Raw genomic sequence first — 21725 nt, forward strand, 5'->3', positions numbered from 1 at the left:
GAATGTCTCCCGTCGGTCCTGGACCGGCGTTGCGTTGTCATGGCACTCCTGCCCCGGAACGCGGCGGCCAGACGCAACCGGCCGGGCCCCGGCGTCGCACGCGGTGACGGGTCCGCGCCGTCGGCCCCGGTGGCGCGAGGGCGGCCGCGGGGTGCGGTCACCCGGGGTGACGCCGAGTCAACTGCCGGTAAAAATCCTGGGATTGGCGATGCCGGGTGAGGTGCCTGAGCCCGGACCGGCCCGCTTTGTCGCCGACGCGACACGGGCCGCTCCGCCCGGGAACCGCCGCCGGGCCGCCCACCTCACCGGTGCGACCTCGCTGGTGCGACCTCGCTGGTGCGACCTCGCCGGTGCGACCTCACCGGTGCCGCCGCGATGGGGCTGCCGGCCGCCCCGGTTGCTCGCCGGTGCCACCTCACCGGTGCCGCCCCTGCGTGGCGCACCGCTCCCGTCCGTGCGGCGCCGGTCCCGCCCACGCACCGGCCCCCGGCCGGGGCTCGTCCCCTTACCCCGGCGGTGCGAACTCGCCCTCCGCGCCGAACGCCGCCCGGCGGGTCGCCCGGCGCAGCGCCTTCAGGATCGGGGTGCCCAGGGCGAACGTCAGCACCGCGGTCACCGCCGCGCGCGGCAGGTCGAAGCCCAGCGACGTGGTCAGGCAGTACGCGGCGAACCGCGCCAGGTTGGCCGGCACCGCCGCGCCCGGCACGTAGGACACCCCGGAGGTCGGGCCCGCGAGGTACGGCCACCCCTGGAGGTTCATCACCGTGCCGTACAGCACCGACGACACCACGCCGTACCCCGCCAGCAGCGCCAGTTCCCGCCGTCCGCGCAGCGCCCGTGCCCCCGGCAGCAGTCCGGCGCCGAAGGAGACCCAGCCCATCGCCAGCATCTGGAACGGCATCCACGGCCCCACCCCGCCGGTCAGCAGCGCCGAGGCGAACATCGACACTGCGCCCAGCGTGAAGCCGAACCCGGGCCCGAGCACCCGGCCGGCCAGCACCATCAGGAAGAACATCGGCTCGATCCCGGCCGTGCCGGCCCCCAGTGGCCGCAACGCGGCGCCGGCCGCCGCCAGCACCCCCAGCATCGCGACCGCCTTGGCGTCCAGCCCGGTGTCGGCGATGGTGGCGACCACCACCGCCAGCAGCATCGGCAGCAGCGCGGCGAACAGCCACGGCGCGTCCGAGCTGTGCGCCAGCCCCGAACCGGGGTCCGCCAGCAGCGGCCAGCCGAACGCCACCACCCCGACCGCCGAGACCAGCGCCAGCGCCACCAGCGACCGCACGCCCAGCCGCACCGGCGCCCCGGCGGTCCGCCGGCTCACCGTCCGCCGTCCAGCGCCGCCGCGACCTGACCGACCGTCAGCCACTCCTGCGGTTGCAGGACCTTGGCGACCTGCGGGGCGAACGCCGGTGAGGAGACGACGACTTCAGCGGTCGGACCGTCGGCCACCACCTCGCCGTCGGCCAGGATCACCACCCGGTCGGCCAGTTCGGCGGCCAGCTCCACGTCATGGGTGGCCAGCACGATGGCGTGGCCGGCGTCGGCCAGTGACCGCAGGTGCGCGGTCAGCCGGGCCTTCGCCGCGTAGTCCAGCCCCCGGGTCGGCTCGTCCAGCAGCAGCAGTGGCGGCCGCGCGGTCAGCACCACCGCCAGCGCCAGCGTCAGGCGCTGCCCCTCCGACAGGTCGCGCGGGTGCGTCGCGTCCGGCACCCCGGACAGCAGTTCGCCGACCAGCGCCCGGCAACTGCCCGGCGCCGCGCCCGCGTCCGTGTCGGCCGCCGCGCACTCCCCGGCCACCGTGTCCGCGTACAGCAGGTCGCGCGGCTCCTGCGGAACGAGCCCGACCCGGCGCACCAGCTCGCGCGGCGCCGTGCGGTGCGGCACCGCGCCGCCCACCTGCACGCTGCCCCCGGTCGGCGCGTGCAGCCCGGTCAGGCAGCCCAGCAGCGTCGACTTGCCGGCGCCGTTGCGGCCCATCAGCGCGATCGCCTCGCCGGGCCGCACCGTCAGGTCGACACCGCGCAGCGCCTCGACCCGGCCGCGCCGCACCGCGAGCCGCCGGACGACGGCGACCGGCTCGGCGTCGGCCACCTGCCGCGGCGGCGCGGGGGAGCACCCCGCCAGCCGTTCGCGCAGCGGTCCGGCCCGGCGGCGCGCGTCGCGCACCGACAGCGGCGGCGGACTCCAGCCGGCCAGCCGGGCCAGGTCCACCACCGGCGGCCGGACCGGCGAGACCGCCATCACCTCGGCCGGTCCGCCGACCACCGCGGCGGCGCCGGGGGCGGGCAGCAGCACCACCAGGTCGGCGTACTGCACGACGCGTTCCAGCCGGTGCTCGGCCAGCAGCACGGTGGTGCCCAGGTCGTGCACCAGGCGTTGCAGCACCGCCAGCACCTCCTCGGCGGCGCCGGGGTCGAGCGCGGAGGTCGGCTCGTCGAGCACCAGCACCCGGGGGTGGGCGGTCAGCACCGAACCGATCGCGACCCGCTGCCGCTGCCCGCCGGACAGCGTGGCGATCGGCCGCTCCCGCAGTTCCGCCAGCCCCAGCAGGTCGAGCGTCTCCTCCACCCGGCGCCGCATGACGTCCGGCGCGATGCCCAACGACTCCATGCCGTAGGCGAGTTCGTCCTCCACGACATCGGTGACGAAGTGCGCCGCCGGGTCCTGGCCCACCGTGCCGACCACGTCGGCAAGCTCCCGCGGCCGGTGTGTGCGGGTGTCGCGCCCGGCCACGGTGACCCGGCCGGTCAGCCGGCCCCCGGTGAAGTGCGGCACCAGACCGCTCACCGCGTTCAGCAGGGTCGACTTGCCGACCCCGGACGGACCCGCCAGCAGGCACAACTCGCCCTCCGGAACGGTCAGTTCGATACCGGCCAGCGCCGGCGCCGCGGTGTCGGCGTACCGCACGCCCACGTTCTCGAACCGGATCACCCGCTCGTCCCCTTCTTCTCCCACTCCGCCACGACGGCCGCCGCCGCGCCGCGCCCGTCCAGCCCGTTCCGTGCGTCCGGGCCGGGCCGCCCATCCGGCCCGTCCAGCCAGGCCGGCTCACTCCGCCCGTCCGGCTCACCCCGTCCGGTGCGCGGCCGGGCGGCCGGTGCCGGGGCGGCCGCCGCCGGGACCAGTCCGACCAGCACCGCAAGCGCCGGCCACACCGGCAGCACCGGCGCGGCCAGCGGTACCGCCGGCGGCGTCAGGGCGCCCGGGTCCGAGGTGGCGGCCCGGATCATCAGGACGGCCACCGCGATCCCGGCGCCGCTCACCAGCCAGGCCCGCGTCCCCCAGCGGTCCGGCCGGTACCGGGTGCGCACCGTGCGCCGCCCGCCCAGCCACAGCCCGGCCAGCGCCACCAGCAGCCCCAGCACCAGCACCCCGGTGCCCAGTCCGCCGCCGGCCTCCGCCAGCAGTCCGTAGGACCCGGCGCACACCCCGATCAGCCCGCCCAGCGTCAGCGCGGCCGTCAACCGCCGCACCCGGCGCGGGACGTCGGCGGTGCGGCCGTAGCCGCGCGCGTCCATCGCCGCCGCCAGCGCCACCGACCGTTCCAGCGCGCCCTCCAGCACCGGCAGCCCCACCTGGGCCAGCGCCCGCCACCCCCGGTCGGCCCGGCCCCGCATCCGGCGGGCCGCGCGCAGCCGGGAGACGTCGGCGACCAGGTTCGGCGCGAACGTCATCGCCACCACCACCGCCACCCCGGCCTCGTACAGCGCGCCGGGCAGCGACTTCAGCAGCCGCGCCGGGTTGGCCAGCGCGTTGGCGGCGCCGACGCAGACCAGCAGGGTGGCCAGCCGCAGCCCGTCGCAGCCGGCGAACGCCAGCCCCTCCGCGGTGACCCGGCCGCCCAGCCGCACCCCCTGCGCCCAGTGCGGCAACGGCACCTGCGGCAGGGTGAACAGCACGTGGGTGCCCGGCACCGGTGAGCCCAGCACGATCGCGAAGACCAGCCGGATCACCAGCACCACGAGCCCGAGCTTGAGGAACGCCCCGTAGGAGCGGGCCCACGGCGCGTCGGTGCGGCGTACCGCCACCACGTATCCGGCGACCGCCACCACCAGGGACAGCAGCAGCGGGTTCGTGGTGCGGGAGGCGGCGGTGGCCAGTCCCAGCGCCCACAGCCACCAGGCGCCGGCGTGCAGCGCGTGCGACCGGCCGCTCACCGCTCGCGCCGCCTGCGCACCTGCCACCCGGCAGCCGCGCCCAGCACCACCACGACGCCGATCCCCGCGTACAGCCCCACCGACGGTGAACCGCCGTGCCGGCCGGCCGCGGCGGCGGCCGTCGTGCCGTGGCCGGAGACCTGCTCGCCGCAACCGGCCGCCGGGTAGCCGGAGATGGCGCACACCAGGCCGCTGCTGTCGTACCGCAGCGGTTTCGCGACCGCCGCGAGCGCGTCGGCGGCGGACGCGTCCGGCGCCAGCGAGGCACAGCCGGTGCGCTCGCGCGGCGGTGCGGTCCCGCCGTCCGCGTCGGCCGCGGTGCCGTAGTCGACCACCAGCGCGACCCGCTTGCGTCCCCGGGCCGCCGGGGTGCCGGCGCAGATCGCGGCGAACGCCGCGGTGCCGCGCGGGGTGACCGCGGCCGAGGAGTCGGCGCTGACCGCGAACCGCCAGCCCTCCACCGCGCCGTCGGCCGGGGTGGCGGAGGCCGGGCCGGTCTGCGCGAACGTCCAGCCGGTGCCGCCGTGTTCCCAGAACGACCAGTAGCGGTAGCCGGTCGCCTGCGCGGGACACGCCACCGCGACGACGGCGGCCACCGACGCCAGCAGCGCGCCGGCCGCCGCTGCCGCCCGGCGCCGGACCGCGGCGCGCGCGTCCCGCCGCACGGTCAGGCCCGCTTCTTGTTGCGGGTGCTCATCGCGATGCCCACCCCGATGCCGGCCAGCAGGCAGACCCCGATGATCCACCAGACGGTGAGCGACGAACTGCTCCTGTGGTCCGGCACGTTGACCGTGGCCTTCGTGGTGCCGGAGCTATTGGCCGGGCCGAGCCGGCTGAGCAGGGAGACCAGGTCGGCGCTGCCGAACAGGTGCGGGTTCGCGCCGACCGCGTGCGCGGCCAGCACGAGCGCGCCGAGCGCGGCCGGGCTGGAGGCGGCCCAGGCGGTGCCGTCGGACTCCAGCCACCGGTACGCGGCGCGGGCGTCGGTCAGCTGACCGTCGCCGGCCAGCGCGATGACCGCGTAGGCCGTGGTGCCCGGGTCGGCGGCCGGCTTGGCGGCGCCGGGGCGGGCGGCGACCAGGTGGTCGCCGTTGCCCGCGAGGTCGGCCGCCAGGTACGCGGCGGCGGCCGAGGCGGCGGAGTTCGCGTCACCGGGCCGGCCGGCCGCCGCGGACGGGCAGTTCATCGCCTTCGGACGGCTGTCGGCGGCGGGCTTGCGCACCAGGTAGCCCTCGTCGTGCAGGGCCAGGATGCCGTCGGTGGTGGCCTTGTCGTTGGCGGCCAGCTTGCCGTTCTTGTCCGGCTGGTAGGCGAACGCGCCGCGCTGGGCGGCCTTGGCACCGCAGCCCAGCTGGAGCTTGAGCAGCGACTGGAGCGGGCCCTGGCCGGCCTTGACCAGGCTGTCGGGGTTCACCCCGGCGGCCTGGAGCGCGCCGGCCACCACGGCGGTGGAGTCCGGGTCGCTGCCGGCGCCGGCCTGGTAGCCCCAGCCGCCGTCCTTGTTCTGCGCCGACTTCAGCCAGCCGACCGCCTTGGTGACGGTCCTGGGGTCGCCGCCGAAGCTGGACAGCGCCTGCACGGCCATGGCGGTGGAGTTGGTGTCCTCACCGCCGCGGGCGCACGGCTTGGCCGTCGAGGCGCGGAACGCCCCGAAGCCGCCGTCGGCGCACTGCTGGCCGGTCAGCCAGTTCACCGCCGCGGTGGCCGGGGTCACGCCGGCCGCCGAGAGCGCCAGCAGTGCGGTGGACTGCCGGAAGACCCCGTCGTACGTCGGGTCGGCGGTGCCGAACAGGCCGGCCGGCAGCTTGGTCGCCGGGGCGGTGCTGGTCGCGCCGCCGGCGGCGGTGGCGGCCGGCGCGGCTATCACGGTCAGCAGGACGGCGGCGGCCAGCGCGCCGAGCGGGCGCACGGCGGCCCGCCGGGTGGGCAGGGAGGGTGGCATGGCGGTGGGGGTGCCTTTCGGTGAGCGGGGCGCAGCCGGGCGCTCCGTCACCGGGGCCGCGGGCTGTCCGGGCTCGGCACCGGGCTCCGGCTCCGTATACCTCGACGGTGTCCGGTGCGCGGCGCTGACGCGTCGTCCACCGGGAGCCGCTCGCGCGTCGCGGGCACTCCGGCTTCCCGGCCGCCGGGCGGCCGCCGGGTCACGGTTGCGGGTCAGCGCCGGATTCGCACCGGCTTCCCCCGCGCTACGCGGATGAAATTGTCCCGCACACCTTACGTCCCGGTGCGCTCCGGCGGCGCCGGACGATTCCGGTCAACCGGCGGGCGGCGGTGCGGCGGGTGCGGCGATGAGCCGGCTGGCGGTGGTGATGTCCAGCGTGACCTGGGCGATCGAGGCCCGGCCCGACAGCCGGTCCACCAGCGCCGACAGCCAGGTGTGTTCGATGACACGGATCGCCGACAGCTGCTGCGCGGTCGGCGGTTCCGGGCACCGCATGGCGTCCAGGATGATCGCGGTGGTCAGCCGGGAGACGGTGGCGACCTCGGCGCTGGCGGAGCGGTCGGCGAAGGTCAGCGCCCGCACCATGGCGTCGGCCAGCAGCGGTTCGCGGCGCATGGCGCGAAAGGCGCGCAGCAGGGTCTCCGCGACGCGTTCGTCGGGTGCCGCGGCGGTCGGCGGGCGTTTGCCCAAGGTGGCGTGCAGCTGCCGCAGCTGGTCGTTGAGGGTGGCGACCAGCAGGTGGATCTTGGACGGGAAGTAGCGGTACAGGGTGCCGAGCGCGACCTGCGAGCCCTCGGCGACCTCCCGCATCTGCACCGCCTCGAAGCCGCCGCGCGCGGCCAGCAGCGCGGTCGCGCGCAGGATGCGCTGACGCCGTTCTTCCTGACGGGCCGTCAGCAAAGGGGCCGGCGGGCGGGCCGCCGGGCGCGGTCGAGTGGGCATCGTCCCCATCCGTGATCCGTGGGGGCCGCCCGGCGCGAAACGGGCGGCGAAGGAGGTGGCGCGGGGTGCCGACCGGTCCGGCCGGTGGCGCGAATCACCCGCCGGGGCCCCGCCGAGCGGAGTTACTGCCGGTAGATTCGAACCACGGCACCGGTCGTCCTTGAAACTTGTTCCAGATTAGCGCCGACGGTTACGCTCCGGCGCATTACAGCAGAAAGGGGCCGGGCACGTGACAGCTGACGCCGCCGCGGCGGTCGGACGGCCCGTGACCTCACCCGGCGCCGGGCCCGCGGCCGACGGCGAACGCCCGCTGCGCATCGCGCTGCTGAGCTACAAGGGCAACCCGTTCTGCGGCGGCCAGGGCGTCTACGTCCGCCACCTGTCGCGCGAGCTGGCCGCCCTCGGCCACCGCGTCGAGGTCATCGGCGCCCAGCCCTACCCGGTGCTCGACGACGGCGTCACCCTCACCGAGCTGCCCAGCCTCGACCTGTACCGCCAGCCCGACCCGTTCCGCACCCCCCGCCGCGCGGAGTACCGCGACTGGGTCGACGCCCTCGAAGTGGCCACCATGTGGACCGGCGGCTTCCCCGAACCGCTGACCTTCTCGCTGCGCGCCCGCCGCCACCTGGCCGCCCGCCGCGGCGAGTTCGACGTCATCCACGACAACCAGACCCTCGGCTACGGGCTGCTGGGCGGCGGCGACCGGCTCGGCGCCCCGCTGGTCACCACCATCCACCACCCCATCACCGTCGACCGCCGCCTGGAGCTGGCCGCCGCCGCCACCTGGCAGCGCCGCCTGTCGGTGCGCCGCTGGTACGGCTTCATCGCCATGCAGCGCCGGGTCGCCCGCCTGCTGCCGACGGTGCTCACCGTCTCCGGCTCCTCGCGCCGCGAGATCGTCGAGGACCTCGGGGTACGGCCCGAACGGCTGCACGTGGTGCCCATCGGCGCCGACACCCGGGTCTTCCACCCCGACCCCTCGGTGCCCGTCGTCCCCGGCCGGATCGTCACCACCTCCAGCGCCGACGTGCCGCTCAAGGGCCTGGTCCACCTGGTCGACGCCCTCGCCAAGATCCGCGCCGACCACCCCGGCGCCCACCTCGTCGTGGTCGGCAAACGCCCCGACAAGGGCCCGGTCGCCGACGCGGTGGAACGCCACGGGCTGGCCGGCGCCGTCGAGTTCGTCAAGGGCATCAGCGACGCCGAACTCGGCGACCTGGTACGCGGCGCCCAGGTGGCCTGCGTCCCCTCCCTCTACGAGGGCTTCTCGCTGCCCGCCGCCGAGGCCATGGCCACCGGCACCCCGCTGGTGGCCACCACCGGCGGTGCCATACCGGAGGTCGCCGGACCCGACGGCGAGACCTGCCTGGCGGTGCCGCCCGGCGACGCCGACGCGCTGGCCTGCGCCATCGGCAGGCTGCTGGCCGACGACGCGCTGCGCGCCCGGATCGGCGCGGCCGGCCGCCGCCGGGTGCTGGAACGCTTCACCTGGGAGCAGGCCGCCCGGCAGACCGTGGAACGCTACCGCGCGGCCATCGGCGACCGCACCGGCCGCACCCCGGCCGGCCCCCGTCATCCCGCGAAGGCAGGAGCCCCGTGCTGACCGTCGACTTCTCCCGCTTCCCGCTCGCCCCCGGCGACCGGGTGCTCGACCTCGGCTGCGGCGCCGGACGGCACGCCTTCGAGTGCTACCGGCGCGGCGCCCGGGTCGTCGCCCTGGACCGCAACGGCGAGGAGATCCGCGAGGTCGCCAGGTGGTTCGCCGCCATGAAGGAGGCCGGCGAGGCCCCGGCCGGCGCCACCGCCACCGCCATGCAGGGCGACGCGCTGGCTCTGCCGTTCCCCGACGACAGCTTCGACGTCGTCATCATCTCCGAGGTCATGGAGCACATCCCCGACGACAAGGGGGTGCTCGCCGAGATGGTCCGGGTGCTGCGCCCCGGCGGCCGGATCGCGGTCACCGTGCCGCGCTGGCTGCCGGAGAAGATCTGCTGGGCGCTGTCCGACGCCTACCACGAGGTCGAGGGCGGCCACATCCGCATCTACCGCGGCGACGAACTGCTCGGCAGGATGCGCGAGGCCGGCCTGGAGCCGTACGGCACCCACCACGCGCACGGGCTGCACGCGCCGTACTGGTGGATCAAGTGCGCGGTCGGCGTCGACAACGACCAGGCGCTGCCGGTGAAGGCGTACCACCAGCTGCTGGTGTGGGACATCATGAAGAAACCGCTGGTCACCCGGCTCGCCGAGCAGGCGCTCAACCCGGTGATCGGCAAGAGCTTCGTCGCCTACGCCACCAAGCCCCGGCACGACGAGCGGGTGCGGGCGTGAACGTCCCCCGCGGCCCCGGACGCACCGAACACCTCGTGCTGCCGGGCGTGCTCACCGCCGAGCAGGCCGCCCGCACGGTGGCCGGCATCACCGGCATCCAGCGGCCCGACGGCTCCATACCCTGGTTCACCGGCGGCCACCTCGACCCGTGGGACCACGTCGAGGCCGCCATGGCGCTCGACGCGGCCGGCGAGCACCGGCGCGCCGCGGCGGCCTACCACTGGCTGGCCCGCGAGCAGAATCCGGACGGCTCGTGGTACGCCGCCTACACCGACGGGGTGCCCACCGACCGGGACCGTGAGACCAACTTCGTCGCCTACGTGGCGGCCGGCGTGTGGCACCACTACCTGTCGACCGGGGACGAGACGTTCCTGGAGACGCTGTGGCCGACGGTGTACGCCGCGGTGGAGTTCGTCCTGGAACTCCAACTGCCCGGCGGGGAGATCGGCTGGAAGCGCGCGCAGGACGGCAGCTGGCCGCGGGAGGCGCTGCTGACCGGCAGCAGTTCGGTGCACCACGCGCTGCGCTGCGCGCTGGCCATCGCCGAGGAACGCGAGGACCCGCAGCCCGACTGGGAGCTGGCCACCGGCCGGCTGCGGCACGCGATCACCGGCCACCCCGAGCGGTTCCTCGACAAGTCCCGCTACTCCATGGACTGGTACTACCCGATACTGGGCACCGCGCTGCGCGGCGAGGCCGCCCGGCAGCGCATCGACGAGGGCTGGGACCGTTTCGTGGTGCCGGACCTGGGCGTGCGGTGCGTCCTGCCCAACCCGTGGGTGACCGGCGGGGAGAGCGCCGAACTCGCCCTGGCCCTGTGGGCGATGGGCGAGTCCGACCGCGCGGTGGAGATCCTGCGGTCCATCCAGCACCTGCGCGCCGACGACGGGCTGTACTGGACCGGGTACGTCTTCGCCGACCAGGCCGTCTGGCCGCAGGAACGTACCGCCTGGACCGCCGGCGCCCTGCTGCTGGCCGTCTCCGCGCTCGGCGGCGACGAGGCGACCACCGCCGTCTTCGGCGGCGAGCGCCTGCCCACCGGCCTGCTGGAACCGGCCGGCGACCCCTGCTGCTGACCCCGCACCCGGCGGCGCCGCCGGCCCGCGGGCCGGCGGCGGCCACCGCCAGGAGTGCTGACGCGGCGTCAGGAACCGGTCAGGCGCGGCGTATCCGGCCTGCCAGCAGGTTGCCGATGAACAGGTACACCGCCGCTGCGATGCCGTAGTTCAGCAGCACCCTCAGCCACTTGGAGTTCGGGGTGAAGATGTCGTGGGACCAGCCGGACAACCAGTCGGCCGTGCTGTGCACCCAGCCGACCACCTCGTTGCCCGTGTTGGCCTTGAGTATGTACAGGACGATCCATCCGATGAGGATCAGGGCCGCTACATCCGCGATGACGGCGATGATTCGCGCCACGCCATCGCCACCGTATCTAGACATGCTCAACGCCTTGCCCCCACCGCCGGATTGAAACAACTCCGGCGCGACGCGTTCGAAAGTGTGCGCGAACGATCTTCGCCACCCCGGAGCCGCCCCGGAGCCACTCCGAGCCCGGCCGTCAGCCGTTGAGCTCCGCCAGCACCCGCAGCGCCGCCGGGTCGGTGGTCAGCGCCAGCAGGTCGGTCACCGCACTGGAACGCCACAACTCCAACCGTTCCGCGATGCGTTCGCGCGGTCCGACCAGCGAGACCTCGTCGGCGAACGCGTCCGGCACCGCCGCCACCGCCTCGTCGCGCCGGCCGGCCTGGAACAGCTCGCGCACCCGCCCGGCCGCCTCCTCGTACCCCATGCGGGCCATCAGGTCGGCATGGAAATTGCGCGACGCCGCCCCCATGCCACCGATGTACAGCGCCACCGCCGCCTTCACCGGTGCCAGGCCCCGCGCCAGGTCGTCGCACAGCTGGACGTGCACGATCGGCGCCACCATGAACCCCGGCGGCGCGGCGGCCAGCGCCTCGCGGTGCAGCCCGGCGGACAGCGGGGAGAAGTACAGCGGCAGCCAGCCGTCCGCGATCCGCGCGGTCTGCGCCACGTTGCGCGGCCCCTCGGCGCCCAGCAGCACCGGCAGCGCGGACCGCAGCGGATGGGTGATCGACCGCAGCGGCCGGCCCAGACCGGTGGCGTCCGGACCGCGGTAGGGCAGCGCGTGGTAGTCGCCGTCCAGCTCCACCGGGCCCTGCCGGTGCAGTACCTGGCGCACCACGTCGACGTACTCGCGCGTCGCGGTCAGCGGGCTGCGGGGGAACGGCCGCCCGTACCAGCCCTCGACGACCTGCGGCCCGGACAGCCCCAGGCCCAGCAGCACCCGCCCGCCCGACAGGTGGTCCAGGGTCATCGCCTGCATCGCCGTCGCGGTCGGGGTGCGCGCCGCCATCTGCGCGACCGCGGTACCCAGCCGGATGCGGGAGGTGTGCGCCGCGATCCAGGTCAGCGGGGTGAAGACGTCCGACCCCCACGCCTCCGCGGTCCACACCGAGTCGAACCCGAGCCGCTCCGCCTCCACCGCCAGCGCCGTGTGCGCCGCCCCGGGACCGCGCCCCCAGTAGCCCAGCGCCAGCCCGAGCCGCATGCCTGCCTCCGTGGTCCGCCCGAATTCCCGGACTGTACGGGGGAGCCGAAGCCGCCCGCAATGCCGCCGCAAGCCGCAGTGCCGCACTCCACCGGTGACGCATCAGCCGCCGCACCACACCGCCTCCGCTGCCGCACCCCGCCGCCGCCGCACCCCGCCGTCGCACACCCCCGCCTCCGCCCCGCGCCCCCGCCGCCCCGCGCCGCCCGTCCGCCTCGGCCGCGTCCGTCAACCCCCGCTCCCGTGCCCCGCGACGCCGAAGGCCCCCTCCGTGCCGGGAGGGGGCCTTCGGGGGAGGAGCGGCGGGCGTCAGCCGCGCTGGATACCGGTGGTGTCCTGGAGCACGCCGCGGCGGCCGTCCTGCGTCTGCGCCACCAGTGCGGGGCCGCGCTGGTCGACGGCCAGGTACCAGGTGCCGGGGGTGAGGTCGGCGACCGGGCCGGCCGAGCCGTCCTCGGGGTACAGCGGGCGGGCCACCGGGACCGCGAACCAGAACGGCGCGAACTCCGGCGCGTCGGCCGGCGCACCGTACGGCGCGGCCGGCTCCGGGGTCATGCCGCCGGTCGGCGAACCGGGCTGCTGCGGACGGCCGCCGAACGACGGGTTCTGGTCCGCGCCCGGGTAGCCGTAGCCGCCGCCGGGCTGACCCGGTCCGTACGGCTGCGGGTAGCCCTGCCCCCGGGGCGGCTTGGGGGCGCCGAGCAGCGGGGCCTTCAGGGCCGGGTGGCGGTCGGACAGCACCGCCGCCGCCGCCAGCACCAGCGCGAACAGCAGCGACAGCCAGGCACCGGCCGCGTGGGTCTCGTACTGGCCGCCGGCGAACATCGCCCAGATCGTCGCCCAGACCGTGAAGACCGCCAGCGCCGTGCCCCACTGCCGCAGCCCCAGGCCCAGCAGCGCGGTGCCCTCACCGCGCAGCCGGGCCACGGCGAACAGCGCGGCCACGATCAGGCCGGCCAGCGTCACCGAGCCCAGTATGTCCAGGTAGCCCTCGTGCCACAGGCTGTTCGAAACGGGCGCGATGCCGGGGCCCGACCCGACGAGGTCCGGGACCTTGATCGTTTCGAACGGCAGGAACGACGCGATCAGCAGCAGCACCGCTGCGCCGATCACCGCGCCGTCTCCTCGGGTGAAGGAACGGAAGTTCACGTGAGGTCCTTTTTCCATCGGTCTCGTCGTCGCACGTCGCCGGCGGTCCCGGCACGGCTGGTGAACAGTGCGGAGGGCAAGAGCACCCATCGTACGGGTGAGCGCCACCGCGGCTCGGCCCGGCCGCCGTCCGCCGGGCGCCGCCCGCGCCGCCGCCCGGCCCCGGGCTACCGCCCGGCGCCCTCCAGGTACGCGGAGATCCCGTCCGCCACCCCGCGCGCCGCCCGCTGCCGCCAGGCCGCGTCGGTCAGCAGTGCCGCGTCCCGCGCGTTGCGCATGTTGCCGCATTCGATGAAGACCTTGGGCACGGTCGACAGGTTCAGCCCGCCGAGATCACCGCGTACGTCCAAACCGCTCCCGTGTCCCACGTAATCGGAGTACGAGGTTCCGGTGTCGTGCGCGAACCGGTCGCGCAGATCGGTCCCCAGCACCCGCGAGGGCCCGGTGATCCGGCGGGTGTCGGCGATGCCCTGGTGCACGGTGGCGGGCAGGATGACGCTGAAGCCGCGGTCGTCCGCCCCGGCGCCGTCGGCGTGCACCGACACCGCCGCGTCGGCGTGCGCCTCGTTGCCGATCCGGGCCCGCTCGTTGACGCACGGCCCGTACGCCGGACCGTGGTCGCGGGTCAGCTTCACCGTCGCGCCCAGCGCCCGCAGCAGCGCCGCCGCCCGCCGGGAGACGTCCAGCGTGAACGACGCCTCCGGGTAGCCGGCGTCGGTCTCGGTGCCGGTGGTGTCGCAGTCGGTGTGCCCGTTGCCGATGTCGACGCTGCGGCCGATCGCGGCGGTGTGGAACTGGTTGTCGATGTTGTGGCCGGGATCGAGTACCACGACCTTCCCGGCCAGCGGTTTCGCCGCGGAGGCCCCCGCGGACGCCGGGGCCGTCGGGGTCGCGGCGCCGGAGGCCGTCGCCGGCCGGCCGGAGGCGGCGGACATGGTGGCCGAACCGCCGTGCCGCGCGGCGGGGTCGGTCCCGGCCGGGGTGGTGGCGGGGTGCGCGGCGCACCCGGCGGCCGGCAGCGCGCACAGCAGCAGACCGGCCGCCGCACCGCGCACCCGGAGCCTGAAGGGGGCCGTCACCGTCAGATCCCCTCCCCGGTCCGCCGCAGCACCCGCAGCGACCGCGTCACCGACACCTCGGTGAACGCGCCGCCGCGCAGGGCCCGTTGATGAATCCGGTACGGAGCCTGCCCGCCGTCGGCCGGGTCGGGGAAGACGTCGTGGATGACCAGCAGGCCGCCCGGCGCCACGTGCGGCGCCCAGCCCTCGTAGTCACCGGCGGCGTGCTCGTCGGTGTGCCCGCCGTCGACGAAGACCAGCCCCAGCGGCCGCCCCCACAGCGCCGCCACCCGCGGCGACCGGCCGACCACCGCGACCACGTGCTCCTCGAGACCGGCCGCGTGCAGCGTGCGGCGGAACTCCGGCAGCGTCTCCATCCGCCCGCCGACCCGCGGGTCGTGGTCGGTCAGCTCCGCGTCGTGGTACTCCCACCCCGGCTGCTGCTCCTCGCTGCCCCGGTGGTGGTCCACGGTCACCGCGGTCACCCCGGCCGCCCGCCCCGCCGCCGCCAGCAGCAGCGTGGACCGCCCGCAGTAGCTGCCGACCTCCAGCAGCGGCAGCCCGAGCCGCGCGGCATCCACCGCCGCCCGGTACAGCGCCATGCCCTCGTCCTCGGGCATGAACCCCTTCGCGGTCCGGAACGCCTCCAGCACCGCGTCGTCGGGCGTCGGCATCGCTGGGCCGCCGGTCGCCGCCGTCGCGGCCGCGGCTGTCGTGTCGTTCATACGGTTATCGTGCCGCACGTCGACCGACCGCCGGGCCGCCGGGGGCGGACGCGCCGGCCGAGGGGGCCGGCGGGGGCGCGGGGTCCTACGACGCCGGTGCCGGTCCGACGCCGGTACGCGCCCCGGTACGCGGCCCCCGGCACCGGCACCGGTCCCGCGCCGGTGCGCGCGAGCGCGACGCCGGTGCCTGACGCCGCCCCCGTGACGGCGTCGCACCGGTGCCGGCCCCACGACACCGGTGCCGCTGACCCCGTTGCGCAGCCCGACCCCGTTGCGCCGCCCGCGCCCCCGTCACAGCCAGCCGTTGGCGCGGGCCGTGGTGGCCGCCTCCATGCGGTTGCGGGTGCCGGTCTTGCCGATGGCGGAGGACAGGTAGTTGCGGACGGTGGACTCCGACAGGTGCAGCCGCGCCGCGATGTCCGCGATGGTCGCGCCGTCGACCGCGGCGGCCAGCGCGTCGCGTTCCCGCCCGGTGAGCGGGCTGGGGCCGGCCGACAGCGCGGCCGCCGCCAGCACCGGGTCGATCACCCGCTCCCCGGCCAGCACCCGGCGGATCGCGACCGCCAGCTCCTCCACCGGACCGTCCTTGACCAGGAAGCCCCACGCGCCGGCCTCCATCGCCCGCCGCAGGTACCCCGGCCGCCCGAACGTCGTCAGGATGATCACCCGGCAGCCGGGCAGCGCGGTACGCAGCTGCGCCGCCGCGTCCAGCCCGCTGCACCCGGGCAGTTCGATGTCCAGCAGCGCGACGTCGGGCCGCGCCGCCCGCGCGGCCGGCACGATCGCGGTGCCCTCGCCGACCTGGGCGACCACCTCGATGTCGTCCTCCAGGTCCAGCAGCAGCGCCAGCGCGCCGCGCATCATGCCCTGGTCCTCCGCCAGCAGCACCCGCGTGGCCCGCACCGCGCCCGCGTCACCCGTCACGTCCCGCTCCCCGTCGTCGCCCGCCGCGTCCACGCCGCCCGTGTCGCCGGCACCCCGCACGTCGTCCCCCATGATTCACCCACCGGCCGTGCCCGCCGTACCGTCACGCCACCGGTTCGTCGTCCAGGGCCGGCAGCTCCGCCGCCAGCCGGAAACCGCCGCGCGGCGACGGCCCCCGGGTCAGCTCGCCGCCGGCCATCGCGAGCCGTTCGCTCAGCCCGGTCAGCCCGGTCCCGCCGCCCCCGGAAGCTCCGCGGGAACCGGCACCGGCGCCGCCGTCCGAACCCGTGCCGCCTCCGGAAGCTCCACCGGAACCCGTACCGCCTCCGCTCCCGCTCCCCTTCCCGTCGCCGTCGTCGGTGATCTCCAGCCGGGCGCGGCCGTTCGCGCTGACCAGTTCGATGCGGCAGGTCGCGGCCCCGCTGTGCCGGACGACGTTGGTCACCCCCTCGCGCACCACCCAGCCCAGCAGCGCCTCGGTGCGCGGCGGCAGCGGGGGACCGGTCCGGGTGACCGACAGCGTGATGCCGGAGGCGTCCAGCGCCGAGCGGGCCCGGTCGAGCTCGGCGGGCAGGCTGCCCTCCCGGTACCCGGTGACCGCCTCGCGGATCTCGGTGAGCGCCTGCCGGGCCACCGCCTCGATGTCGGCCGCCTGCCCGAGCGCCGCGTCCAGGTTCCGCGGCGCCAGCCGCCGTACCGCCTCCGCCTTCACCACCACCACCGACATGGTGTGCCCCAGCAGGTCGTGCAGGTCCCGCGAGAAGCGCAACCGTTCCTGGCTCACCGCGTTACGCGCCAACTCCTGCCGTGTGGACCGCAGTTGGCGGATCACCTCGTGCAGCGACAGCACGGCCGCGGTCACCAGGCCGGACAGGACCGTGCCGTACGCGGTGCTGATCGACAGCCACTGGTCGTGCGTGCCGCGGCCCGCGATCGCCCCGTCGCAGGCGGCCAGCACCCCCAGCACCACCGCCAGCCGCCGGCCGCGCAGCACCGTGCCGCACGCCAGCGCCAGCAGGATGAACGTCAGCACCCAGTTGTGCCCGAACGCGATCGCCGTGCCGTACGCCAGCACGGCCATCGCGACCAGCAGCACCTTCGGCCGCGGCCCGTACCGCACCGGCTCGCGCGCCGCAGCCAGCACGGTCGCCGCGTACAGCGCGCAGAACACCGCCAGCGCCCCGTAACCCAGCCAGGCCGGCGTCACCCGGCCGTGCGCCACGTCGGCGCCCGGCCCGACGGCTATCAACAGCCACGGCAGCATCGGGCGGCCGTCCGGCGGCTTGATCCGCTCGACGTACGCGTCCAGTTCCGCGCCGCGCAGCCGTTCGAGGTCGTGCACCTCCAGCAGGCCGGTGCTCCGCTCGTGCGCCCGCCGCCGCGCCGCCACCAGCCCCAGCGCGGCCTGCCGCGTCCGCCGCCACACCGCGCCGGCCCACCCGTTCCCGCCGTGCGCGTCCCCGGCGTGCCCGTCCCCGCCGCTGCCTGCCACGTCGTGTCCGTCCCGTCGTGCTCGCCCCGGCCCGGTCGCCCCCGGGCCCCGCCGTACCGGTCCATCATGCGGTGCGATGCGTTATACATGGCCCTGCCCGTACCTGGCGGCCGCCGACGTCACGCGTCCTCGGGCGCCCGGCACCGCACCCGTCCCGGGGAGGTCCTCACCATGCCCATCGACGTCGCCGCCGCCGTCGGCGCTCCGCCCGCGGAGACCTCGATCAGCTGGCAGCACAAGGACGTCCAGCTCTACCACCTCGGCCTCGGCGCCGGCACCGACCCCCTCGACCCCGCCGAGCTGCGCTACACGCTGGAGGACCGGCTGACGGTCCTGCCGTCGTTCGCCACGGTGGCCGGCGGAGGGATGGCGATGATGGACGGTCTGTCGGCGCCCGGCGTCGACGTGGACCTGATGGCGGTCCTGCACGCCGGCCAGCGCGTCGAGGTGCACCGCCCGATCCCGTCCGGCGGCACCGCCACCCAGACCTCCCGGGTCGTCGCGGTCCACGACAAGGGCAAGGCCGCCGTCCTGGTGCTGCGCGTCGAGGCCGCCGACGCCGACGGCCCGCTGTGGACCTGCGACAGCGAGCTCTACCTGCGCGGCGAGGGCGGCTTCGGCGGCGACCGCGGTCCGTCCGGCCGGCTCGAACGGCCCGACCGCGCCCCGGACCTGACCGCCGACCGCCCGACCACCCCCGGCCAGGCGCTGCTGTACCGGCTCTCCGGCGACTGGAACCCGTTGCACTCCCCCCCGGAGTTCGCCGCCCTGGCCGGCTTCGACCGGCCCATCCTCCAGGGGCTGTGCACCTACGGCATCGCGCTGAAGACGGTCGTCGACCGCGTCCTGGACGGCGCGACCGACCGCGTGCGCTCCTGCGCCACCCGCTTCTCCGGCGTCGTCGTCCCCGGCGAGACGCTCCGGGTGCGGATGTGGACCTCGCCCGGCCGGGTCCAGCTCACCGTGACGGCGGTGGAACGCGACGACGCGGACGTCCTCACGGACACGGTCGTGGAACACGACTGACGGGCGATGCCGGGGTCTGTGCTGACGGCGCGTCAGGCGGTGCGGTACGCGGACCGCCACTGACGGTTCGTCACTTCCGACACCGGTCACTGAGATGGCGTCAGGCAGCAAACGTGTGAAGGCCGGTGAGGAAGCGATTCCTCACCGGCCTTCACACGCGCGGTTGTTCAGGCCTCGTTGTGCTCAGTACGGCGGTGCCTGCCGTGGGCCGGCGTCTGAGGTTCCTCAACGGGTGATGAGGTGCCTCGGTGCTTGCCGCCCTCTGCTCCCATGGCGGCCGCCAGCAGTGCGCGGTCGTCGGTGGCGTTGTTCCGGGCTTCGGACATCAGAGTTCTCCGTCGGGCTCGCTTACGGGATGACGAGTCGGGTGCGCGAGACCGCACGCGCCGTGCCGCAGCCGCCGGTCGAACGCCTCTGGTGGCCGGGCCGTCAGGCTGTACGGCTCCTGTCCCGAGTCTAGCCACGTCCAAGATCCGGATACCAGGTACCTGACGGCCGCGTCGCGCACGGAGTACCGACATCGTCCGCACGGTACGGACGCGTCCTGGGCCGCCGCGGTTGCGTCCCCGCGGTCACGCTCCCACCGCCAGCGGCGCCTGCTGCAACGGCACCACCCGCCCCAACCGCCCCTTGGGCACCGCCGGTTCGGCCTGTTCCGGCGCCGGCGCGGGCGCCGGTCGCGGCGTTTCCCGTGGCGCCTCCCGCGTCGCCCCGGGTCCGGCGGCCGGGGCCGGCGGCGGAACGGTTGCGGCGCGGGCCGGGGCGGGAGGAGACAACAGTGGTGTCACGTCGATGAGTTGACGTGACGTCATATCGATTTGCGCGGTCGCCGCCGTCCCCGCAGCGCTGCCCCGCGCCGGCCCGTCCGCCGCCACCGGGCGCACGTACGGCAGGAACTCCTCCGCCGCGACGTCCCGCACCCCGTACGGTTCCGGCCCCCACGGCTCGCGTCCCCACGGCTCCCGTCCCCCGTACGGTTCCCCCGCGCGGGCGAACGGCAGGCGCAGCGTGTCGCGCCGGGACCACCAGGCGCTGCCCGCCAGCCACCCGGGCGGGGTCGGCAGTGACGCCAGCCGCCGCGCCGCCGGCCGCCACAGCGCCGACCGGGTCCCGATCCGCAGCAGCACCGCGCACGACTCCGGCGCCAGCGGCCGCCCCGGCTGCACTGCCACCGGCTCCACCCGCCCGCCGTCCGGCCCCGGCACGTCGCGCAGGCAGGCCGGGAACCGCACCGGCCGGCCGCCGCCCAGCACGCCCCACCCCAGCCGCTCGGTCCCCGGCGCGTCGCTGCGTACCAGCAGCAGTCCGCTGTCCGGGTCCGCCATCAGCAGTCGGTCGTCGCTGTCCGCGGTGAGCTGGAGCAACGCGCTGACCCCACCGGTGGCCAGGTCCACCGCCACCGTCTTGACCCGGCCGTCCACCTCCCGGTCCAGCGCCAGCGTCCGCCCGCCCCGGTCCAGCCACACCCCGCCGGTGCACCGCCCCTCCACCCGGGCCAGCCGCTCCAGCCCCTGGCCGCCGTGCACCAGCCACACCGTGCTCGTCCCGTCCGCGTAACCGACCGCGTACGCCGACCCGGTGGCCAGCGGCGGCAGCAGCCGCACCTCCTCGCCGTGCAGGAACCCCACCGGCACCTCGCCGGTGCCCGGCCCGGTCGGGTACAGCAGCGCGATGTCGTGCCGCCCCGGCGACCCGCGGCGTATCAGCACCCGCCCGTCCGGCAGCGGCAGCACCTGCGTGTCCGCCTCCTCCGGCTGATTGCCCGGCAGCGCGACGGTGTACGGCTCCGGCCCGCCCAGCGTCCACCGCTCCGGGTACCAGGCGCCCGCCCCGGCGTCCGCCAGGCACGCGGCGTACGAGCCGTCCGCCGCCACGCTGAACCCGGTACGCCGCACGGGTTCGGCACGGAACGCCGGCGTGAGCACGGCGCCCGCCGGGCCGGGGAACGCGGTCGGCGCGGCCGGGGCGGTCGGCGTGACCGGTGCGACCGGTGCGACCGGTGCGGTCGGTGCGGCCGGGGCGATCGCACCGGGGGCCAGCAGCACCAGGCGGTCGGGGCCGTGGGTGGGGGCGGCGCGGTGGTCGGGGTCGGAGTCGGGCCCGGCGGGGGCATCGGCGAGGGTGACGCCGGAGGCGGGCAGGGCGCCGGGGACGTGGGCGCCGGCTTCCGGGACGTGAGGGTCGGCCTCCGAGGGGAGAGGGTCGGCCTCCGGGGCCGGGGGTTCGGCTTCGAGGGCGGGGTTTTCGGCGTTGTCGACTGCGAGAGCGGTGTCGACGGTGAGAGCGGTGTCGGCTTCGAGAGTGCAGGCGGTCATGGTCGGTGGCACCTCCGGTCACAGAAGCTACTTTTCGTACTTGTAGACGATCAGTGCATCTGCGGGATGCTTCACCCGTAAGAGTGGTGAAGGGGCGAATCCACCCCGGAACGCACCCCCGGCTGCGCCGCCCGTCGTATCCGGCCCACCGCACCGCCCGCCGGCCGGCCACCACCCCGGGGCCGCCGGGGGCTCACGCCCCGGCGCGGTGCCCCGGCCGGGAGGTAACCTTCCCCCGTGCCCACACTGTCCGACGTCATCGACGCCCTGGAAGCCCTCTGGCCCGCCGGACGGGCCGAACCGTGGGACGCCGTCGGCCTGGTCTGCGGCGACCCGCAGGCCCAGGTCAGCCGGGTGCTCCTCGCGGTCGACCCGGTCCACGAGGTGGCCGCCGAGGCCATCCGGCTCGGCGCCGACCTGCTCGTCACCCACCACCCGCTCTACCTGCGCGGCACCACCACCGTCGCCGCCACCGGCTTCAAGGGCCGCGTCGTGCACGACCTCATCAAGCACGATGTCGCGCTGCACGTCGCCCACACCAACGCCGACCGCGCCGACCCCGGTGTCTCCGACGCCCTCGCCGCCGTCGTCGGCCTGCGCGTCACCGGCCCGCTGGTGCCCGACGCCGACGACCCGGCCGGCCGCCGGGGGCTGGGCCGCGTCGGCGAACTGCCCGCCCCGCTGCGGCTGGCCGACTTCGCCGCCCAGGCGGCCCGCGGCCTGCCCGGCACCGCCGCCGGCCTGCGCGTCGCCGGCGACCCCGACCGCGAGATCCGCACCGTCGCGGTCTGCGGCGGCTCCGGCGACAGCCTCTTCGACGCGGTCCGCGCGGCCGGCGTCGACGCCTACCTCACCGCCGACCTGCGCCACCACCCCGCGTCCGAGGCCGTCCAGCACGGTGGCCCCGCCCTGCTCGACGCCGCCCACTGGGCCACCGAATGGCCCTGGTGCGAGCAGGCCGCCGCCCAGCTCGACGAGATCTCCGACCGGCACGGCTGGCAGCTGCGCACCCACGTCTCCCGGGTGGTCACCGACCCGTGGACCCTGCACGCCGCCGCGCCGCACCCCGTCCCGTAACACCCGTTCCCGCAA

General features: G+C 76.0%; 20 protein-coding genes. 5 read left to right on the plus strand and 15 right to left on the minus strand.

The window, feature by feature from the left end; all coding sequences use genetic code 11:
• Positions 1-505: 505 nt before the first annotated feature.
• The 6 genes from POF43_RS02295 to POF43_RS02325 form a co-directional block, all read right to left on the minus strand.
• Complete coding sequence (locus POF43_RS02295; protein WP_271323332.1) at positions 506-1324, minus strand: ECF transporter S component; 819 nt, start codon at positions 1322-1324, stop codon at positions 506-508.
• Positions 1321-2934 (minus strand): ABC transporter ATP-binding protein, encoded by a 1614-nt coding sequence (locus tag POF43_RS02300; RefSeq protein WP_271323333.1) that lies wholly within the window; start codon positions 2932-2934, stop codon positions 1321-1323. Before POF43_RS02300 ends, POF43_RS02295 begins: the two co-directional genes overlap by 4 nt.
• Positions 2931-4187, minus strand: coding sequence for an energy-coupling factor transporter transmembrane component T (locus tag POF43_RS02305; protein WP_372515769.1), 1257 nt, complete (start codon positions 4185-4187; stop codon positions 2931-2933). The genes POF43_RS02300 and POF43_RS02305 overlap by 4 nt, the downstream gene beginning before the upstream one ends.
• Complete coding sequence (locus tag POF43_RS02315; protein WP_504992271.1) at positions 4157-4825, minus strand: SCO2322 family protein; 669 nt, start codon at positions 4823-4825, stop codon at positions 4157-4159. Before POF43_RS02315 ends, POF43_RS02305 begins: the two co-directional genes overlap by 31 nt.
• A 2-nt stretch (positions 4826-4827) precedes the next feature.
• A complete protein-coding gene (locus POF43_RS02320) occupies positions 4828-6102 on the minus strand; it encodes an SCO2321 family membrane protein (protein ID WP_271323334.1) in 1275 nt (424 codons plus the stop codon).
• A 312-nt stretch (positions 6103-6414) separates the two neighbouring features.
• Complete coding sequence (locus POF43_RS02325) at positions 6415-7044, minus strand: TetR family transcriptional regulator (protein WP_271323335.1); 630 nt, start codon at positions 7042-7044, stop codon at positions 6415-6417.
• Positions 7045-7273: 229 nt separating this feature from the next.
• On the opposite strand from POF43_RS02325, the gene POF43_RS02330 reads away from it, so the two are divergent.
• From POF43_RS02330 to POF43_RS02340, 3 genes are read left to right on the plus strand one after another with little or no spacing between them, the layout of a single operon-like run.
• Complete coding sequence (locus POF43_RS02330; protein ID WP_271316952.1) at positions 7274-8647, plus strand: glycosyltransferase family 4 protein; 1374 nt, start codon at positions 7274-7276, stop codon at positions 8645-8647.
• The gene (locus tag POF43_RS02335; protein ID WP_271316951.1) at positions 8641-9375 is read left to right on the plus strand and encodes a class I SAM-dependent methyltransferase; all 735 of its coding nucleotides are present in this window, start codon (positions 8641-8643) and stop codon (positions 9373-9375) included. The genes POF43_RS02330 and POF43_RS02335 overlap by 7 nt, the downstream gene beginning before the upstream one ends.
• Positions 9372-10451, plus strand: a complete 1080-nt coding sequence (locus tag POF43_RS02340) for a prenyltransferase/squalene oxidase repeat-containing protein (RefSeq protein WP_271316950.1) — start codon at positions 9372-9374, stop codon at positions 10449-10451. Before POF43_RS02335 ends, POF43_RS02340 begins: the two co-directional genes overlap by 4 nt.
• A 79-nt stretch (positions 10452-10530) precedes the next feature.
• Here POF43_RS02340 and POF43_RS02345 read toward each other — a convergent pair whose 3' ends face one another.
• The 7 genes from POF43_RS02345 to POF43_RS02375 form a co-directional block, all read right to left on the minus strand.
• Complete coding sequence (locus tag POF43_RS02345) at positions 10531-10791, minus strand: hypothetical protein (protein ID WP_372515771.1); 261 nt, start codon at positions 10789-10791, stop codon at positions 10531-10533.
• Between the two features lie 142 nt (positions 10792-10933).
• Entirely contained in the window at positions 10934-11944 is a 1011-nt protein-coding gene (locus POF43_RS02350; RefSeq protein WP_271323336.1) for an LLM class F420-dependent oxidoreductase, read from the minus strand.
• 309 nt (positions 11945-12253) lie between these two features.
• Positions 12254-13093, minus strand: a complete 840-nt coding sequence (locus POF43_RS02355; protein WP_271325686.1) for a hypothetical protein — start codon at positions 13091-13093, stop codon at positions 12254-12256.
• A 167-nt stretch (positions 13094-13260) separates the two neighbouring features.
• On the minus strand, positions 13261-14172 hold the full coding sequence (locus POF43_RS02360; RefSeq protein WP_271325687.1) for an N-acetylmuramoyl-L-alanine amidase: 912 nt from the start codon (positions 14170-14172) through the stop codon (positions 13261-13263).
• 2 nt (positions 14173-14174) lie between these two features.
• Entirely contained in the window at positions 14175-14876 is a 702-nt protein-coding gene (locus tag POF43_RS02365; protein WP_282698460.1) for a class I SAM-dependent methyltransferase, read from the minus strand.
• A 291-nt stretch (positions 14877-15167) separates the two neighbouring features.
• Positions 15168-15872 carry a response regulator transcription factor gene (locus POF43_RS02370; protein ID WP_271324973.1) on the minus strand — a complete coding sequence of 235 codons (705 nt, stop codon included), beginning with the start codon at positions 15870-15872 and terminating at the stop codon, positions 15168-15170.
• Between the two features lie 31 nt (positions 15873-15903).
• The gene (locus POF43_RS02375; RefSeq protein WP_271324974.1) at positions 15904-17292 is read right to left on the minus strand and encodes a histidine kinase; all 1389 of its coding nucleotides are present in this window, start codon (positions 17290-17292) and stop codon (positions 15904-15906) included.
• Positions 17293-17463: 171 nt separating this feature from the next.
• On the opposite strand from POF43_RS02375, the gene POF43_RS02380 reads away from it, so the two are divergent.
• Positions 17464-18318, plus strand: coding sequence for a MaoC/PaaZ C-terminal domain-containing protein (locus POF43_RS02380; RefSeq protein ID WP_271324975.1), 855 nt, complete (start codon positions 17464-17466; stop codon positions 18316-18318).
• Positions 18319-18485: 167 nt separating this feature from the next.
• Here POF43_RS02380 and POF43_RS02385 read toward each other — a convergent pair whose 3' ends face one another.
• Together POF43_RS02385 and POF43_RS02390 are read right to left on the minus strand one after the other, a co-directional pair.
• A complete protein-coding gene (locus tag POF43_RS02385) occupies positions 18486-18644 on the minus strand; it encodes a hypothetical protein (protein ID WP_271317605.1) in 159 nt (52 codons plus the stop codon).
• A gap of 246 nt (positions 18645-18890) precedes the next feature.
• Positions 18891-20633 (minus strand): hypothetical protein, encoded by a 1743-nt coding sequence (locus tag POF43_RS02390; protein WP_282704372.1) that lies wholly within the window; start codon positions 20631-20633, stop codon positions 18891-18893.
• Positions 20634-20870: 237 nt separating this feature from the next.
• On the opposite strand from POF43_RS02390, the gene POF43_RS02395 reads away from it, so the two are divergent.
• Positions 20871-21710 (plus strand): Nif3-like dinuclear metal center hexameric protein, encoded by an 840-nt coding sequence (locus POF43_RS02395; RefSeq protein ID WP_271323610.1) that lies wholly within the window; start codon positions 20871-20873, stop codon positions 21708-21710.
• Positions 21711-21725 lie beyond the last annotated feature (15 nt).

The organism is Streptantibioticus silvisoli, assembly GCF_027947535.2.
GTDB classification, from domain to species: domain Bacteria; phylum Actinomycetota; class Actinomycetes; order Streptomycetales; family Streptomycetaceae; genus Streptantibioticus_C; species Streptantibioticus_C silvisoli.

Coding starts and splice junctions, on each gene's coding strand:
- POF43_RS02320 (WP_271323334.1), bottom strand. CDS start 6,102: ATGCCACCCTCCCTGCCCACCCGGCGGGCCGCCGTGCGCCCGCTCGGC.
- POF43_RS02325 (WP_271323335.1), bottom strand. CDS start 7,044: ATGCCCACTCGACCGCGCCCGGCGGCCCGCCCGCCGGCCCCTTTGCTG.
- POF43_RS02350 (WP_271323336.1), bottom strand. CDS start 11,944: ATGCGGCTCGGGCTGGCGCTGGGCTACTGGGGGCGCGGTCCCGGGGCG.
- POF43_RS02365 (WP_282698460.1), bottom strand. CDS start 14,876: ATGAACGACACGACAGCCGCGGCCGCGACGGCGGCGACCGGCGGCCCA.
- POF43_RS02370 (WP_271324973.1), bottom strand. CDS start 15,872: ATGGGGGACGACGTGCGGGGTGCCGGCGACACGGGCGGCGTGGACGCG.
- POF43_RS02380 (WP_271324975.1), top strand. CDS start 17,464: ATGCCCATCGACGTCGCCGCCGCCGTCGGCGCTCCGCCCGCGGAGACC.
- POF43_RS02385 (WP_271317605.1), bottom strand. CDS start 18,644: ATGTCCGAAGCCCGGAACAACGCCACCGACGACCGCGCACTGCTGGCG.
- POF43_RS02390 (WP_282704372.1), bottom strand. CDS start 20,633: ATGACCGCCTGCACTCTCGAAGCCGACACCGCTCTCACCGTCGACACC.